The organism is Archangium gephyra (assembly GCF_049060025.1).
Classification (GTDB): domain Bacteria; phylum Myxococcota; class Myxococcia; order Myxococcales; family Myxococcaceae; genus Archangium; species Archangium gephyra_A.
This window is the reverse complement of sequence record NZ_JBMEQQ010000002.1, coordinates 1490088-1506945: the sequence shown is the minus strand read 5'-3', so window position 1 is coordinate 1506945 and position 16858 is coordinate 1490088. Positions and strand designations below refer to the sequence as shown.

At 70.8% G+C, this 16858-nt stretch carries 15 protein-coding genes and 2 pseudogenes; 12 read left to right on the top strand and 5 right to left on the bottom strand.

The window, feature by feature from the left end:
- Window positions 1-8: 8 nt before the first annotated feature.
- Window positions 9-620, top strand: a complete 612-nt coding sequence (locus tag ACN28I_RS06765; protein WP_420941289.1) for an L-threonylcarbamoyladenylate synthase — start codon at window positions 9-11, stop codon at window positions 618-620.
- On the opposite strand, the gene ACN28I_RS06760 is transcribed toward ACN28I_RS06765, so the two are convergent.
- Window positions 617-856 carry a hypothetical protein gene (locus ACN28I_RS06760; protein WP_420941288.1) on the bottom strand — a complete coding sequence of 80 codons (240 nt, stop codon included), beginning with the start codon at window positions 854-856 and terminating at the stop codon, window positions 617-619. The genes ACN28I_RS06765 and ACN28I_RS06760 overlap by 4 nt on opposite strands.
- Window positions 857-1101: 245 nt before the next feature.
- Here ACN28I_RS06760 and xerD point away from each other — a divergent pair, with 245 nt between their 5' ends.
- Entirely contained in the window at window positions 1102-2055 is a 954-nt protein-coding gene (gene xerD, locus ACN28I_RS06755; protein ID WP_420941287.1) for a site-specific tyrosine recombinase XerD, read from the top strand.
- 33 nt (window positions 2056-2088) lie between these two features.
- Here xerD and ACN28I_RS06750 read toward each other — a convergent pair whose 3' ends face one another.
- The 3 genes and pseudogenes from ACN28I_RS06750 to ACN28I_RS06740 form a co-directional block, all read right to left on the bottom strand.
- Complete coding sequence (locus tag ACN28I_RS06750) at window positions 2089-2736, bottom strand: SRPBCC family protein (RefSeq protein WP_420941286.1); 648 nt, start codon at window positions 2734-2736, stop codon at window positions 2089-2091.
- A 200-nt stretch (window positions 2737-2936) separates the two neighbouring features.
- On the bottom strand, window positions 2937-3578 hold the full coding sequence (locus tag ACN28I_RS06745) for a hypothetical protein (RefSeq protein ID WP_420948876.1): 642 nt from the start codon (window positions 3576-3578) through the stop codon (window positions 2937-2939).
- A gap of 103 nt (window positions 3579-3681) precedes the next feature.
- Window positions 3682-4020, bottom strand: a pseudogene (locus ACN28I_RS06740) (DUF4388 domain-containing protein); the annotation flags it as partial.
- 319 nt (window positions 4021-4339) lie between these two features.
- Between ACN28I_RS06740 and trpS the strand changes: the two are divergent.
- From trpS to ACN28I_RS06695, 9 genes and pseudogenes are all read left to right on the top strand, one after another.
- A pseudogene (gene trpS, locus ACN28I_RS06735) lies at window positions 4340-5354 on the top strand (tryptophan--tRNA ligase).
- 18 nt (window positions 5355-5372) lie between these two features.
- Complete coding sequence (locus ACN28I_RS06730) at window positions 5373-6239, top strand: segregation and condensation protein A (RefSeq protein WP_420941285.1); 867 nt, start codon at window positions 5373-5375, stop codon at window positions 6237-6239.
- Window positions 6226-7206 carry an SMC-Scp complex subunit ScpB gene (scpB, locus tag ACN28I_RS06725; protein WP_420941284.1) on the top strand — a complete coding sequence of 327 codons (981 nt, stop codon included), beginning with the start codon at window positions 6226-6228 and terminating at the stop codon, window positions 7204-7206. Before ACN28I_RS06730 ends, scpB begins: the two co-directional genes overlap by 14 nt.
- Window positions 7207-7237: 31 nt before the next feature.
- On the top strand, window positions 7238-8047 hold the full coding sequence (locus ACN28I_RS06720; RefSeq protein WP_420941283.1) for a pseudouridine synthase: 810 nt from the start codon (window positions 7238-7240) through the stop codon (window positions 8045-8047).
- Window positions 8040-9488: a hypothetical protein gene (locus tag ACN28I_RS06715; protein WP_420941282.1), complete on the top strand. Its 1449-nt coding sequence runs from the start codon at window positions 8040-8042 to the stop codon at window positions 9486-9488. The genes ACN28I_RS06720 and ACN28I_RS06715 overlap by 8 nt, the downstream gene beginning before the upstream one ends.
- 68 nt (window positions 9489-9556) lie before the next feature.
- A complete protein-coding gene (locus ACN28I_RS06710) occupies window positions 9557-10354 on the top strand; it encodes a HEAT repeat domain-containing protein (protein ID WP_420941281.1) in 798 nt (265 codons plus the stop codon).
- Complete coding sequence (locus ACN28I_RS06705; RefSeq protein ID WP_420941280.1) at window positions 10351-11658, top strand: HEAT repeat domain-containing protein; 1308 nt, start codon at window positions 10351-10353, stop codon at window positions 11656-11658. Before ACN28I_RS06710 ends, ACN28I_RS06705 begins: the two co-directional genes overlap by 4 nt.
- A gap of 1 nt (window position 11659) precedes the next feature.
- Entirely contained in the window at window positions 11660-13510 is a 1851-nt protein-coding gene (locus ACN28I_RS06700; protein ID WP_420941279.1) for a cyclic nucleotide-binding domain-containing protein, read from the top strand.
- A gap of 82 nt (window positions 13511-13592) precedes the next feature.
- Entirely contained in the window at window positions 13593-14405 is an 813-nt protein-coding gene (locus ACN28I_RS06695; protein WP_420941278.1) for a hypothetical protein, read from the top strand.
- A gap of 3 nt (window positions 14406-14408) precedes the next feature.
- Here ACN28I_RS06695 and ACN28I_RS06690 read toward each other — a convergent pair whose 3' ends face one another.
- Window positions 14409-15656: an SLC13 family permease gene (locus tag ACN28I_RS06690; protein ID WP_420941277.1), complete on the bottom strand. Its 1248-nt coding sequence runs from the start codon at window positions 15654-15656 to the stop codon at window positions 14409-14411.
- Between the two features lie 67 nt (window positions 15657-15723).
- Between ACN28I_RS06690 and rtcA the strand changes: the two genes are divergently transcribed.
- Window positions 15724-16797, top strand: a complete 1074-nt coding sequence (rtcA, locus tag ACN28I_RS06685) for an RNA 3'-terminal phosphate cyclase (protein WP_420941276.1) — start codon at window positions 15724-15726, stop codon at window positions 16795-16797.
- Window positions 16798-16858: the final 61 nt, after the last annotated feature.

Sequence of the window (16858 nt, the reverse complement as noted above, 5' to 3'; positions counted from 1 at the left end):
ACACGGTCATGGCGTCAGCGCCGATCATCGAGGTGAACGCGGACTTCCCGCAGCCGAGGCACATCCAGCGCGCGGTGGAGGTGCTCTCCAGCGGGGGGGTGATCGCCTACCCGACGGACACCTACTTCGGCCTGGGGTGTGATCTGGGTTCGAAGAAGGCCATCGAGAAGCTGTACCAGCTCAAGGGCCGCGACAGGAAGAAGCCGCTGTCCTTCCTGTGCCCGGACCTGTCGGACGTGGCGAAGTACGCGCACGTGAGCAACTTCGCGTACCGGACGATGAAGAGCCTGACGCCCGGGGCCTTCACCTTCATCCTCGAGGCCACTCGGATGGTGCCCGAGGCGATGATGTCCAAGCAGAAGCAGGTGGGCATCCGGGTGCCGGACTCGGAGCTGGCGCGGGCGCTGGCCGCGGCGCTGGGGCGGCCCATCGTCACCACCTCGGCCACGGACGCCGAGGGCGAGCCCCTCATCGACGCCAAGGACATCAAGGACGCGCTGGGGCACGGGTTGGATCTCATCCTCGATGGCGGGGTGCGGCTGATGGAGCCCTCGACGGTGGTGTCGTTGATCGACGACCAGCTCGAGGTGCTCCGTCAGGGCAAGGGCCAGCTGGACTAGGAAACCCAATTCATCACGGCTCGCAACCCGGCACGGGCCTTCGCCGAGCCACGGCGCTTCTGCCTCCGAGGTGTGGAGACCCACTTGACGGCGGCGAGCGTGACGGCCACGGCCACGGACGTCGAGACGGCTTTCTTGAGGGTCCCCGTGCCACCGGGCGTGGTGGCCATGCGCTCCACCGGATTGGAGAGCCCGGTCGCCGCGAAGTCGAACACCGATCCGATTCCGAATCCCATTCCCATGGAAGAACCCGCCTCTCAGTGTCTGTGAATGCCCGAGCCAAGGCTCCGGGCCTCTGAAGCTGTGCATCCACCCCCGGCGAGGGATGTCGCGGCGACCTCGAGAGGCGGCGAATCGTTCTAAAACATGGACTCCCTCCATGATGGGAAGTCGGAAACCCCGCTTTCCCAGCGTCTTGTAAACCGGACGTTTCGAGCTGGAAGGTTGCCCGTTGCCTACATTGGGCTACCCTAGGCGCACCATGGAAGGGTACCTCGACGCGTTCATCGCCTTCATCCGCGCCGAGCGCGGCCTGTCCGGCAAGACGGTGGATGCCTACGCCGCGGACCTGACGGTGTACTTCGCGGATTTGAAGCGCCAGGGCGTCACCGACGTGGTGCGCGTGCAACAGGACGACATCACCGGCCACCTGACGACGCTGAACACGCGCAAGCTCTCGCGGCGCAGCCAGGCGCGGCACCTGGCGGCCATCCGCAGCTTCCACCGCTTCCTGGTGGCCGAGAAGTTCGTGGAGAAGGATCCCACCGAGGACATCGATACCCCCCGCTCGGCGCGCAAGCTGCCCATCTTCCTCACGCTGGAGGAGGTGGAGCAACTGCTCTCCGCGCCGGACGAGCGCACGCCGGTGGGCATGCGGGACAAGGCCATGCTCGAGGTGCTCTACGCCACCGGGCTGCGCGTGAGCGAGCTGGTGGGCCTGGGCATCAACGACATCCAGTTGGGCGCCGGCTACCTGGTGGCCAAGGGCAAGGGCGCCAAGGAGCGCATCGTCCCGGTGGGCTCCATCGCGGCGGAGAAGGTGCAGTCGTACCTCGCGGGCCCCCGGCAGCTCCTGCTGGGCGAGCGCGAGTCGAAGGCGCTCTTCGTCACCCCGCGCGGGGACGGCTTCACCCGGCAGGGCTTCTGGAAGCTGCTCAAGCGCTACGCGCTCAAGGCGGGCATCCGCAAGCCGCTGTCGCCGCACAAGCTGCGGCACTCGTTCGCCACGCACCTGGTGGAGCGTGGGGCGGATCTGCGCGCGGTGCAGGCCATGCTGGGCCATGCGGACCTGGCCACCACGCAGATCTACACCCACGTGAACAGCGCCCGGCTGCGGGCCGTCTACGACAACGCCCACCCCCGCGGAGACGACGTGCGGGGGCGGGGAGGCGTCATGGGCGCCCGCGTGGCCAGGAAGAGGGCAGGGGGCACGTAGCGCGGTCCTGCCCGCTCGGGCCCCTCGCGGACCTCACGGCGTGGGGACCGCCACGGGAGCCGGCTGGCCCTCGACCGGAGCGGCGGCGTTGGCCTCGGCTGCCGCCTTCTCGGCCGCCAGCTTCGCGGCCTCCGCCTCGGCGCGCTTCTTCGTCTCGGCCTCGGCGATCTTGCCCATCGCCGCCAGGCCGTTGTCGAAGTCCTTCCCGAGCATCGCGTCCATGTTCACGAACAGCGAGAAGGCCTTGCCCATGAAGGTGTTGGTCCCGTCCATCTTCCACGTCACCGACACGCCCTCGGCCGCCGGGGCGAAGGTGAAGGTGGTCGGGCTGGTGGACTCGAACGGCCGGATGAACTCCAGCTTGATGCGGACGAGCTCGTTGACCTTGCTCTCCTCGATGGTCATCCGGCCCTCGCCGACCTGGTCATTGCCAGACCAGCCGTACTTCGCGCCCACGCCCGTGGCCGCGCCCTCGAAGGTGGTCTTCTGGTTCGGGTCCAGCTTGTCCCAGGGCGACCACCCACCCCAGTTGTGGAAGTCGTTCACCAGCGCGAAGGTGATGTCCGGCGCGGCCTTGAACGTCGCGGTGCGCTGCACGGAATAGGTGGACGGCTGCATGGCGATGACGCCGCACAGCGCCACGAGAACGGCGGCGGCACCGAGGAGGATCTTCTTGAGCATGGGGATGGTTTTCCTGGGACGTGAGAAGGCGGGCAGGTCATAGGGGAAAGCACGGACCGCTCGCAAGAGTCCGCCAGTGTGGACTCGCTGTGGTGGCCACGGGCCGGCACAACACGGGCCCCGATACCCTCACCCTAGCCCTCTCCCGAGGGGAGAGGGGACATCGCACGGCATCGTCTGGTGGACGCTGGGTGCGCCGCTCAGCGTGCCACGATGGGGATTCCGAACGGCTCCGTCTTCGCGCGCCGCCTCGGCGTCCCGGTGTCCGGCATCACCTTCGCGATGCCCGCTTCCATCAGCCGCTTCAACGCCCGGTACGCCGCCAGCTCGCCCATGGCCGTGTTGCGCAGCACCTCGCGCACGCTCCGGCTGCCCCGCAGCTTCGTGTACAGGTACAGGTCGTCCGCCGTCAGCGACGGCGGGGGAGGGCGCGGCAACGGCTCGAAGTACATCCGCCCGTCCACCGCCAGCACCTCGTCCGCCAGCGCCACCGTCAGCCGCACCTCCGCCTCCCGGTACAGCGCGTGCGCCTCCGGCACCGGCGCCCGCTCCAACACCTGCGCCGCCACCGCCACCGCCTCCTCGTACCGGCCCCCGTCCACCAGGCCTCGCGCCAGCTCCAGCAGATCCGCCAGCTCCGTGGCCGCGCCCACCCGCGGGCCCCGCTGCTTGCGCGGCGTCAGCGCCCCGCGCCGGTACAGGCGCAGCACCCAGCGCGCCCCGTGCAGCGGACCCTCCGGCGATGCCGCCAGCAGCTCGCTCAGCGTCGCCCCCTTCTCGGCGAGCTGCAGGAGCTGCTCCTCCGCCGCCGACACCGTCTCCACCGCGAACTCCCGGTACACCCCGAACGGCGTGTCCGGCCCCGGGAAGAGCTTCCCAGAACACCTTCCACTCGAGCAGCCGCGCCAGCGCGTCCCGGTGCAGCTCCTTCAGGCCGAGCTGCAGCTCCACCGCGCGCCCCAGCGGCGGCAGCCCCGGGCGGAACTCCACCTCGCCGGACTCCCACGCGTAGCAGTCGAACAGCGCCTCGCGCGCCTTGTGCGCCATCGCCTCCGCCAGCCGCGCCCTCGCCACCAGGCCCCGCTCCACCACGTAGGTGCCGAAGGGCACGCCCGCCGCTTCCGCCGCCGCGAACGCCTCTGCCGCCTTCGCCGCATCCAGGATCCGCAGCCGCGCCAGCACCTGTCCCAGGTGCTCCGTCGCCTCGCTGGAGCTCTCGCCCACCAGGTATCCGCGCTGGAAGAAGAAGTGCCTGCGCACCGCCCCCCGCTCCACGCGCAGCATCCCGTCCACCGCGGGTGCCTCGAAGAACGCGGGCATCAACAGCTGCAGCCGGTAGCTGGCCAGATTCCCCTTGAATCGCTCCATGTCGACGACTTCCTTCCTGCTGGGGGAAGGCCACCCTAACGAAGGCTTCCACCCTCCGCAACCCTTTGAATTCACAAGCCTTTTTCTCGGCTACCGAGAAGTTCCCAGTAGTCGGTCTGCCCGGGGAGCGGGCGGGCGGGTTCAATCCGTGGAACGGGCTTGCAGGAAAGTTGCAGGGTGGCCCTGGGTGTGCGAACCAGGGCTGTCACCCCTTTCGTATATAGGCGTGGGAGTCATGCGGATCCTCTCGGGAGTCCAGTCCTCGGGCCGGTTGCACATCGGCAACTACTACGGCGCCATCCGGCAGTTCGTGCACCTCCAGGAGGAGGGCGAGGCCTACTACTTCATCGCCAACTACCACTCGCTCACCACCGTGCGCGACGCGAAGCTCGCCGAGGAGCTCACCCGCGAGGCCGCCATGGCCTACCTGTCGCTCGGGTTGGATCCGAAGAAGGCCGTGCTCTTCCGCCAGAGCGACGTGCGCGAGGTGCTGGAGCTCTACTGGATCCTCGGCACCGTGGTGCCCGTGGCCAACCTGGAGCGCGCCACCAGCTACAAGGACAAGCTGGCCAAGGGCATCAGCGCCGACTTCGGCCTCTTCGCCTACCCGGTGCTGATGGCCGCCGACATCCTGCTCTACAGCGCGGACTCCGTGCCGGTGGGCAAGGATCAGATCCAGCACATCGAGTTCGCCCGCGACTGGGCCGTGAAGTTCAACCTCACCTACGTGCCGGGCTACGACCCGCAGGATCCCGACGGCAAGGAGAAGGGGCACGCCCCCGGCATCCTCCGGCTGCCCGCGGCCCGGGTGCAGGAGAGCACCGCCACGGTGCCCGGCGTGGACGGACAGAAGATGTCCAAGTCCTACGGCAACACCATCGAGTTGTTCGGGCCCGAGAAGGAGATCAAGAAGCGCATCATGGGCATCAAGACGGACTCCACGCCCGTCGAGGCGCCCAAGCCCACCGAGAACGCGCCTCTGTACGATCTGCTCAAGCTGATGCTGCCCGAGCAGCGCTTCCAGGAGGTGGATGCGTCCTGGCGCGCGGGTGGCAAGGGCTACGGTGACTACAAGAAGCTGCTCCTCGAGGCCTTCCTCGACACGTTCGGCCCGGCGCGCAAGCGCTACGAGGAGCTCCAGGGCGATCCCGCCGAAGCTCGAGCGCATCCTCCAGGATGGCGCCGAGCGCGCTCGCGCCGAAGCCTCCAAGCTCATGCAGCGGGTCCGCCGCGCCGTGGGCGTCCCCTGAGCGCGTGAAGGACGTCTGGTGAGCGCAGGCCGTCGCAGCGCCCCTCCCACCGAGGAGACCCTCGAGGCAGACGTGCCCCTCAGTCCGGGCGACGCGTTCCGCGTTGCCTTGCCCAATTTCGAGGGACCGCTGGATCTGCTGCTCCACCTCATCAAGGAGCACCGGCTCGACATCTTCGACATCCCCCTGGCGCTCATCACCGAGAAGTACCTCGAGCACCTGGAGCGGATGCGGGAGATCAACCTCGACATCGCCGGTGAGTTCCTGGTGATGGCCGCCACGCTGGCGCACCTCAAGAGCCGCATGCTCCTGCCGCGCCAGGACACCGCCGAGCAGACGGCCGACGCGGTGGCGGAGCTGCAGCAGGAGGACGCGGGCGACCCGCGCGCCGAGCTGGTGCGCCGCCTGCTCGAGTACCAGAAGTACAAGGACGCCGCCGAGCAGTTGGCCATGCAGGACATCCTGGATCGCGACGTCTTCCCGCGCCGCGTGCCCGTGGAGGCCGTGCCCATCCCCGAGGAGGAGGTGGGCCTGCAGGAGTTCTCCGTCCTCAAGCTGATCGAAGCGCTCGACCGGGTGTTGGAGCGCCTGGCTCCCAAGCTGCAGCACGAGGTGGTGCGCGAGAAGGTGAGCATCTCCGAGGCCATCCTGCGCATCGCCGAGCGCCTGAAGGCCCAGGGAGCGTGTACCTTCGAGAGTCTGTTCGATGAGCATCGTACGCGTCAGGAGCTGGTGATCACCTTCCTGGCCATCCTGGAGATGGTGAAGCGGCGGTTGCTCAAGGTGAGCCAGGAAGCCCCCCTGGCGGACATCATGCTCACGCCCAACGGGGATGCCCTGGAGCGGCTGGTCCCCACGGAGGTGGATGAGAGTGAGTACCGGTAACAACGGTCCCGAGGACACCGGAGGAAAGCCCCCGCGCTCCTCCGGCGGCCCCAGCCCCTTCACCGAGGAGGAGATCGCCGCCGTCACCGGCCCCGGTGACGAGGACGAGCTGGAGGACTCCGACGTCGCCACCATCGAGGCCGACGAGGTCCCGGACCTCCAGTCGTCCTTCGAGAAGCTCGTCGTCAAGAGCCGCAACCTCTCCCCGGAGCGCATCCGCACCGTGCTGGAGAGCGTGCTCTTCGTCGCCGAGAAGCCGTTGGATCTCGATCAGCTCTTCGAGGCCACCGGCATCGAGCGCGAGAAGATCCTCGAGGCGCTCAACCAGATCTCCGGCGTCCACCGCGACGGCATCAGCGGCATCGTCCTGTACGAGGTCTCCGGCGGCTGGCAGTTCCGCACGGATCCGCACTCGGGCGAGTACGTGCGGCGCTACCTGCGCGTGAAGCCCCAGCGCCTCACCCGCGCCGCCGTGGAGACGCTGGCCATCATCGCCTACCGCCAGCCCGTCACCCGCCCGGAGATCGAGGACATCCGCGGCGTGGACTGCGGCGCCGTCATCAAGGCGCTGCTGGATAGAAAGCTGATCAAGATCCTCGGCAAGAAGGAGGAGGTGGGCCGGCCCATGCTGTACGGGACGACCCGCGAGTTCCTCGAGTTCTTCGCCCTGAAGGACCTGTCCGCCCTGCCCACGCTGCGTGAGTTCCACGAGCTGACGCAGGAGCACCAGGAGATCGTGGAGAAGGAGCGGCCGGCGGCGCCGGGGGCCAGTGGCACCGTGGAGCTGCTGGCGGATCCCGACTTCCAGAAGCGCATGGACAAGAGCGTGGCGGCGTCGGAAGCCGCGCTCGAGGAGCTGGAGCAGGCCATGGACGCCGCGGAGAAGACCCAGAAGGCCGCGACCAGCATCCTGAACCCCACCCCTCCACCCCCCGAGGGTGATAAGGGGCCAGCAGAGCCCGCTTGACGGGTGGTCGAAGAAGTGGAAGGTGGCGGAAATGGCGTCTGAACGTTTGCAGAAGTACCTGGCCCGCGCGGGCGTGGCCTCTCGTAGACACGCGGAGGACCTCATCACCGAGGGCCGCGTGACGGTGAACAACCAGAAGGTGACCGAGCTGGGCTCCAAGGTGGAGCCGGGAGACCTGGTGACGGTGGACGGCAAGCTCGTCACGCCGCCGGAGGAGTCCACGTATTACCTGCTGTACAAGCCGGTGGGCGTCGTGACGACGCTCTCGGACCCGCAGGGCCGCCCCACCGTGGCCAACTACATCGAGGAGACCGGCAAGCGGCTCTTCCCGGTGGGCCGCCTGGACTACGACGCCGAAGGAGCGCTGCTCGTCACGGACGACGGGGCGCTGGCCCACAAGCTGACGCACCCGAGCTTCCAGGTGCCGCGCACGTACCTGGCGAAGGTGAAGGGCGTGCCGGACGCGGCCACGCTGGACAAGCTGCGCAGCGGCGTGCGGCTGGAGGACGGCATGGCCACGCCGCTGTCCGTGGACGTCTTCGAGCAGGCCGAGCGCAACACCTGGCTGAAGCTGGTGGTGGCCGAGGGCCGCCCGCACCTCATCAAGCGGCTGTGCGCCGCGGTGGGCGCCCCGGTGGTCCGCCTGTACCGGCCCTCCTACGCGGGCATCACCGTCGAGGGCCTGCGCCCCGGCGAGATGAAGCCGCTGTCGGAGAACCAGGTGCGCATGCTGCAGGAAGTGGCCGACGGGAAGGCCACGCCGCCCGAGCGGGAAGCTCCGGTTGCCGCCGCGGCGCCACGGGCGCTCGGCTCCGGGCTTCGAGTCGGCGGACGTGGATGACGATGATTTCGGCGACGAGGCGCCTCCCGCGCCGGCCCGGTCGCGTGCGGCGGCGAAGAAGCCCGCGCCTCGCGGTGCCGCCCGGACGGAGCGTCCCGAGCGCAAGGGCACGAGGACGGAGCGTCCGGCGCGAGCGGCCGCGGGTGCTCCCGAGCGCAAGACGTTCGCCCCGAGGGGCGAGGGTGGTTCCCGGCCGGCGTTCCGTGGTGCGGCGGGTGGCCGTGCCGAGCGCCGCGGGACGTGGACGCCCGGCGAGGATGAGCTGGACGAGACGGGCAGCAGCCCGGCGCGCGATGAGGCGGCGCCGCGGGGCGAGCGGAGTGCTCGTCCTGCTCGCAAGACCTTCGGCGCGGGCGCGGGTGACCGTCCCGCTCGCAAGCCCTTCGGCGCGGGCGCGGGTGACCGTCCCGCTCGCAAGCCCTTCGGTGCGGGCGCGGGTGGCCGTCCGGAGCGCAAGGAGTGGGCGCCGCGTGGCGAGGATCGTGGCGAGCGGAGTGCTCGTCCTGCTCGCAAGACCTTCGGTGCGGGCGCGGGTGACCGTCCCGCTCGCAAGACCTTCGGTGCGGGCGCGGGTGACCGTCCCGCTCGCAAGCCCTTCGGCGCGGGCGCGGGTGACCGTCCCGCTCGCAAGCCCTTCGGCGCGGGCGCGGGTGACCGTCCCGCTCGCAAGCCCTTCGGCGCGGGCGCGGGTGACCGTCCGGAGCGCCGTGAGTGGGCGCCGCGTGGCGAGGATCGTGGCGAGCGCGGTGCTCGTCCCGCTCGCAAGCCCTTCGGCGCGGGGGACCGTCCGGAGCGCAAGCCTTTTGGCGCGGGCGCGGGTGACCGTCCTGCTCGCAAGCCTTTCGGCGCGGGCGCCGGTGACCGTCCCGCTCGCAAGCCTTTTGGCGCGGGCGCGGGTGACCGTCCGGAGCGCCGTGAGTGGGCGCCTCGGGGTGAGGATCGCGGCGAGCGCGGTGCTCGTCCCGCTCGCAAGCCTTTCGGCGCGGGTGACCGTGCGGAGCGCAAGCCCTTCGGCGCGGGTGGCCGTCCCGAGCGCAAGGAGTGGGCGCCTCGGGGTGAGGAGCAGGGGTCCTTCGCGTCGAATCCGAGCGCCGAGCGCCGGGTTCCCTCGCGGGGTGCTCGTCCGGAGCGCCGTGAGTGGGCGCCTCGGGGTGAGGAGCGGGGTGAGCGTCCCGCGCGCAAGTCCTTCGGGACGGGCGCTGGAGGCCCCGCGCGCCGCGGTGCGGCACGCCCGGGAGGCGAGGAGACTGGCGAGGGCTCGAAGCCCTTCGTGAACTGGCGCGAGAAGAAGCAGGGTCCCACGACCGAGTGGGAAGCCCGGCCTCCTCGTGGCGCCGGTGGTCCTCGTGGCGCGGGTGGCCCTCGCGGTGCCGGTGGTCCTCGCGGCGCTGGGGGTGCTGGGGCGCCCAGGGGGCGAGGGGGCCCTCGCAAGGGCCGCTGAGTCGTGGGCGGTCGCGCGCACCGCTGATATAACCGCCGGCGTCTCACGCTTTCCCTCCCCGGAGAACGATGCGAACCGGCGCACGCCCCTTTCTTGTCGTCCTGTCCCTTCTCGTCACCGCCGGGTGCAGTGGTAGCCGGGATCAGCTTCTCGCGGATCTGCAGAGCCCTCGCCCGGAGGTGAGGGCTCTGGCCGTGAAGAAGCTGGCCGAGGACGCCCGTCCCGACGACCTGGCCCTCTTCACCCGCGCCGCCAAGGACATGGCCTCCATCGTCCGCGGCGAGGCCGCCTCCGCGCTCGGCAAGAGCCAGGATCCCCGCGTGGTGGATCTGCTCGGCGAGCTGCTCGAGGACTCCGACGTGGACGTCCAGGGCCAGGCTGCCATGGCGCTGGCGCAGGTGAAGAACGACAAGGCCAAGGCCTACCTCACCCTGCAGTACGGCCGCCGCGGCCGCCAGACGCGCCAGGTGATCGTCCAGGCCCTCAAGCAGGCCAACGTGCCCGGTGCCATGGCCAAGGTCGTCGCCGCCGAGTCCAAGGCCATCTGGGATCGCAACCTGCTGGCGCTCAACGAGGGCTCGCTGCCCGAGCGCGTGGGCGCCGCCGAGGAGCTGGGCAAGAGCGGCCGTCCCGACGCCTTCAACCGGCTGGTGCCCCTGGTGCGTGACAGCCAGGTCATCCTCGCCGCCGCCGCGGTGCGCGGCCTGGGAGACCTGGGCGACAAGCGCGTCGTGCCCGCCATCCTGCCCCTGCTGGACGAGAGCTTCCCCGAGCTGCGCGAGTCCGCCATCACCGCCCTCACGCGGCTGCAGGAGCCCCAGGCCATTCCCCGGCTGCAGGCCGTGGCGGTGGAGAAGAGCCCGTGAGCCCCCTGGCCATCGACGCCCTGCTCGCCATGCCGCGCCAGCCCCAGACGGATGCCGCGCTGTGCGCCATCGCGCTCGATGCCGAGACCAGTGAGGCCGTCCCCGTTGCCCGCGCCATGCGCGAGCGCGGCGGCTGCCCCGTGGACCCCATCATCGAGCGCCTGGCGCGTCCCGCCTCCGCCGCCGGTGGGCTCCAGGTGGTGATCGGCCTCGGCCCCGCGGCCAAGGATCTGCTTCCCAAGGTGTTGCCCTACGTCACCCAGGGCGACGCCACACTGCGCGCGCTCGCCGTGGATGCCGCCGCGGCCATCGGGGAGGCCGCCGCGGCCCCCGTGCTGCAGAAGGCCTTCGAGCAGGAGCTCGCGGCCGCGCAGACGCTCCGCCAGGACTGGGTCACCCAGCCGCTCCCCGAGCGCTACGGCCCGGGGTTCGATCCCTCCCAGCAGGGTGGGGACCGGCAGAAGGGCGAGAAGCACTCCGGCCTCATGGCCCGCGTGAAGGCGCTCAACGCCGCCAAGGCGCGCGATATGGGCCGGCCCGTGGTGCAGCAGCGCGCCCCCTCCGAGCTGTTCGATGACGTGGACTCGTCCAAGCTCGAGCCGCTGGCCGGACTGCTGCGTGCGCTCGGAGCCGTGAAGGCGCCCGGGGCGCTGGAGCTGCTCAAGAGTTTCGCCGGGGACTCCAGCGTGACGCTGCGCACCGCCGCCCTGGTGGGCCTGACGCGGCTGGGGCCCGAGGGCGTGGCGGTCGCCAAGGCGGGCCTGTTCGAGGCGGATCGCTATCTGGTGAAGGCCCTGGCCCAGGCGCTCGCCGAGCAGGGCGAGGCCGGGCGGTCCGCGCTGGTGGAGCTGCTGCCGCAGATCAGCGGCGAGAAGCTGGTGGTGCTCGATGCCCTCGTGAAGACGGGGGCGCCGGCCTCCGCGGCGGGCGAGCTCCAGAAGGTCGTCTCCGAGGGCGGCCCCGAGGTGGTGCTGGCCGCCACGCTGCTGGGCCGGATGAAGGCGAAGGAGGCGGTGCCCACGCTGGTGAAGGCGCTGGAGGAGCCCTCGGGCGTCGGCCGGCGCGAGCTGCTCACCGCCCTGGGAGAGATTGGCGACACCACGGCGGCCGAGGTGGTGGCGCGCGACCTGTACCATGACCTGCCGGAGATCCGGGCCGCGGCGGCGGGTGCTCTCACGAGGATGGGCACGGGCGCCCAGGCCGATGCACTGGACGCGCTCAAGAGTGACTATTACCGTCGGGTCCGAGAGGCAGCGGTGGCGGCGTTGGCCAAGACGACGACCGCGGCCGAGGGGGCACGCTGACATGGAGCCGCGGCAGCTCAGGGACAAAGCCAACGAAGCCCTCACCAAGGGCCGCTTTGCCCGGGCCGCCGAGCTCTTCGAGGAATACTGCAAGCTGGATCCGAAGGACTTCCAGACGCGCGTGCGGCTGGGAGATGCCTGGGTGAAGGTGGGGGACAGCGCCCGCGCCATCTCCGCCTACCAGGCCGCCGCCGAGGGCTTCGCCCGCGAGGGTTTCCTCCCGCGCGCCATCGCCGCCAGCAAGCTCATCCTGGAGTTGGACGCGTCGCACCAGGGCGTGCAGCAGATGCTCGCCAACCTCTATGCCCGCCGTGGTGGGGCGGGAGGCACGGCTCGCGCGGTGACGCCCAGGCCCCTGGCGGCGCCTCCGGTGGCGAAGCCGGCCGCGCTCTTCATCGAGCTGCCGCCGGACATCGACGAGGCGCTGGCCGAGGACGAGGCCCCTGGGGTCGTGCCCGCCGGGGCCTCCCAGCGCGAGGCTCCCTCGTCCTTGTCGGGCATCGAGGTGGATCTGGACTTCGAGGAGGCGAGCGCCGGGCCTCCCGCCGCGCCCGCGCCGGACCTCGAGGCCGAGGTGGCGTTCGGCGACGTGGAGATGGAGAGCGTGGAGGCCACGCCCGCCCAGGCCCCCGTGGCGAAGTCCGCGCCTCCGGGCCTGCGCCGCCGTTCGAGCGACGTCCGGCCCGCCGTGACGGAGCAGCCTCCCGCGCCTGCCACCCCCGAGCCTCCGCCCCAGCCCCTCCGGGTGGCGGCGGTGCGGCCCGCCTCTCCGCGCCTCGAGCGTTTCACCCCCGGCGAGGGCGTGGACTTCCAGCCCCCGGTGCCGGGCAGCACGCCCTTCACGGAGCTCGCCGTCCAGGCGGACTCGCTGCTGCACGCGGTGGAGCTGGCGGCGCTCGCGGGCGCGGAGCAGTCCTCGGAGCCCGCGCTGTCCGCACCCGTGGCTGGCGAGACGGACACGCCGGAGGCCGAGGAGCCCATCGCCGAGGCGGCTCCCCAGGACGAGGCGCTGCCGAAGATTCCGCTCTTCTCGGACCTGCCGCGGGACGCCTTCATCGCGTTGTTCGAGCGCTGCCCGCTGCGCCGCTTCCCCGAGGGCGGGCGCATCATCGAGCAGGGCACCAAGGGCGATGCCTTCTACGTCATCTGCGCGGGCCGCGTGCGCATCGTGCGCCAGGCCGGTGCCGAGCAGCGCGAGCTGGCCCAGTTGGGCGAGGGGGCCTTCTTCGGCGAGATGGCGCTGCTGTCGGGCGCGCCGCGCTCGGCCTCGGTGGTGAGCGCCGCCGAGGACACGCAGGTGCTGGAGATCTCCGCGCCGGTGCTCGCGGGCCTCTCGAGGAGCTACCCCCAGGTGGCCCGGGCGCTGAGGCGCTTCTGCCGGCAGCGGCTGCTGTCGGACGTGGTGAACACCTCGGCGATCTTCCAGCCCTTCGGCCGCAAGGACCGGCGCGAGCTGGTGGAGCGCTTCCGGGCCCGCGAGGTGCGCCGGGGCGACACCATCATCCACGAGGGCCACGCGGTGGACGGCCTCTACGTGGTGCTCTCCGGCGAGGTGGCCGTCTCCAAGGGCGAGCAGTCCCTGGCCCGGCTGCACGAGGGCGAGCTGTTCGGCGAGATGTCCCTGCTGCAGAGGACGCCCGCCACCGCCACCGTGACGGCCGCGCGCAACACCTCGCTGCTGCGGCTGCCCCGCGAGGACTTCGACACCCTCATCCTCACCCATCCGCAGATCCTCGCCCTCGTTTCCGAGCTGACCGAGTCCCGGCAGCGCAGCAACGAGGCCCTCCTTGGAGGGCATACGAACGTCAGGGGTGAGACGCTGGAGCCGCACGAGGAGCTGGTGCTGTTCTGAAGCCTGCTCCCCCTGGGAGTGAGTGTCCTCCGATTGACGCCGTGCGTTGGGTGGAAGCAGAAAAATGCTGTATGTGTGAGGAATGGGGCGGATCTCATTCCTCGCAGTGGTGGCGCTTCTCACTGGGGCTTGTGCTTCGCAGCGTCTCGCGGGTTCGGACCTGGATCGGGTGTCGCGGCCCGCTTTCATCTCCCGGATCGAGCTCGAGGCAGGCCCTCACAGCCTCGTGTTCCGGGAGGACAGCGCCTACAAGGACAAGCTGAAGAAGCTGGAGCCGAAGGAGGCGGATCGCCGGCTGCAGGCGAAGCTGACCGCGGCGGTGACGCGCTTCGAGGTCTCCGAGCGCCTGCGGGTGAATACGTTCCGGCAGCTCCCCGCGGAGCGGCCGTGGGTGGACACGTTGGATCCGGCGCGGGTGGCGACGATCCTGGAGAGCTTCCTGGTGCAGGAGGTGCCGGCGAACGCCCCGGACTATGACTTGCTGACGCGGCTGGGGGCGGACTCGGTGGTGGAGTTCGTCATCCAGGACTACGGCATGCGCAGCGTGAAGGGGCGCGCGGGCGCGTACATGCGGGGCTATGCGCGCATGTTCAAGATCAACGGGCGGGCGGAGATCTGGCGCCGTCCCTTCCAGGTGGACCGGGTGACGGAGGGCGGCGAGCACCTGGATCCCTTCAAGGTGGGGAAGGATCCCTCGCTGTTCCGCCAGGAGCTGACGGCGATGCTGGACGTGGTCGCCGCGCAGTTCGCCGAGGAGCTGCGCCCGCCGGATCGCAGGCCCGGCGCGCCGCCGCCGCCCGAGGGTGACAGCGTCCACACCACGGGCCGCGAGCTGTCGGCGCCGCCGAAGCCCGCCGAGCCCGATCTGGCGCCCGGCGAGCTGCCGGATCCGTAACCGTCAGAAGAGCGCGTGCTCCGCGAGGAGCACCGCGAGCCCCAGCACGAAGCTGATGAGCGTGATGGGCAGGCCCACGCGCAGGTAGCCGAGGAAGCTGATGTCGGCCTTGCCGCGCGCGGCCTCGAAGACGATGAGGTTGGCGACGCTGCCCACCAGCGTGAGGTTGCCGGCCAGGGTGGAGCCGAGCGCCAGCACGTGCCAGCCCAGCACGGGCTCATGCAGCGTGGGCACCCAGGCACGCGCGAGCATGACGAAGGGCACGTTGCTGAAGAGGTTGGAGGCCACGAGCGTGAGCCCGGCGAAGCCGAGTGTCTCGCGCCAGGGCGGCCCGGACATGAGGGGCGCGAAGAGCGCGCGGATGTCCTCGGCCCAGCCCGCCTTGTTCACGCCGTAGACCACCACGAAGAGGCTGGCGAAGAAGAGGAGCAGGACGAAGTCCACGCGCTCGAGGGCCTCGCGCGGTGGGCGGCGGGCGAAGCTCATCACCACCGCGGCGCCAGCCAGGGCGCTCCAGCTCATGGGCAGGCCGATGAAGAACGCGGTGACGACGCCGGCCAGCGTGAGCAGGGTCAGCGCCATCAGCGGCCGGTCCACCGGCGGTGGCGGTGGGTGCGGCTCGAAGCGCTGATGGGACAGGTCATGGCGGAAGAGGAAGAGGAGCCCCGCGATGACCACGGCGGTGGACAGCAGGGCGGGCAGTGCCATGTAGGCGGCGAACTGCGCATAGGGCAGCCCCGAGGCGCCTTGAATGAGCATGTTCTGCGGGTTGCCGGTGAAGGTCGCCACGGAGCCCGCGTTGGAGGCCATGCAGATGGCGAGCAGGTAGGGCAGGGGAGGCAGACGCGCGTCGTCGATCACCACCAGCACGAGCGGGGTGAGCATCAGACAGACGGTGTCGTTGACGAGGAAGGCGGAGAGGACCGCGCTGATGCAGCCCACGGCGATGAGCAGCAACCGGGGGGTGTGGGCCAGGCGCACGGCCCAGGCGCCCGCCGTGCGGAAGAAGGCCGCCTGCGAGAGGTAGGCTGCGAGCAGCATCATCCCCAGCAGCAGCACGAGCGTGTCCAGGTCCACCGCGTGTCGGGACGGGTCGGCGCTGTGGTTGAAGACCTCGGCGGGTGAGACGACCCCGGTCACCACCATGAGAATGGCGCCCAGGAGCGCGCCCCCAGGGCGATCCAACCGGAGGAAGGGCAGACGCGCGCCGGCGATGAAGACGTAGGTGAACAGGAAGATCGCGAGGGCCAAGGCGGGCGGACAGTAACCGAAAGCCTTCTGCTAGGCTGCGCCGGACTTTCTCTGAGGGGGAAGGGGCATGGCAGGCACCGACCGCGACGACGGACCGGTGGAGATCGACGGAAGCGAGGGCGAGGGAGGAGGGCAGATCCTCCGCTCGGCGCTGTCGCTGTCGCTCATCACCGGGAGGCCCTTCCACATGAAGCACGTGAGGGCCAATCGCCAGCCGCCGGGATTGAGGCCGCAGCACCTCGCCTGCGTGCGGGGCGCGGAGGCCATCAGCGGGGGCCGGAGCGAGGGCGCGGAGGTGGGGGCCTCGGAGCTGCACTTCGAGCCAGGGCCGGTGCACCCGGGCAACTACGTGCTGGAGGTGGGGACGGCGGGCAGCACGCCGCTGCTCTTCCAGTGCCTCTTCTACCCGCTGGCGCTGGCGGGGGGCGGCTCGCTCACCCTGCGCGGGGGGACGCACCTGCCGCACAGCCCCAGCTATCACTACGTGGTGGGCGTATGGCTGCCGGTGGCGAAGGCGTACGGGATGGAGGCCTCGCTGCGCCTGGTGCACGCGGGCTTCTACCCGCAGGGGGCGGGAGAGTTCATTGCCGAGGTGGAACCGGTGCGCGATCCGCCGAGCCGGGTGGAGCTGCCGGCGCGCGGGACGCTGCGGGACATCGCGGTGGGCTCGTTCGTGGGCGGGCTGCCCTTCGGCATCGCGGAGCGGCAGTCGAAGGAGGCGGTGGCCGCGCTGCGCGAGCGGGGCATCTACAGCCACGCGGAGAACCGGCCGCTGCCGGTGACGCACTCGGTGGGGACGGTGACGTTCATCCTGGCGCAGTTCGAGCACACGATCGCCGGCTTCACGGCGCTGGGGAAGCGGGGGCGTCCGGCGGAGGACGTGGGACGCGAGGCGGCGGAAGAGGTGGCGCGCTTCATGGAGAGCGGGGGCGCGCTGGACGAGCACCTCGGGGATCAGATCCTCCTGCCCGCGGCGCTGCTGGCGGCGGGGAAGCTGGGCCCCTCGTCCCCGGGGACGACGCGCTACACGACGGCGCGGGTGACGGAGCACCTCACCACGCACGCGTGGCTCATCGAGCACTTCCTGCCGGTGCGGGTGACGGTGGATCCGGGAGGCGCGGTCGAGGTCGCCCCGGCCTGATGACCGCATCCCCTCGCCACCGCTTTTGACTTTCCTCCACTCCCTGGGGAATCGTCCGGGC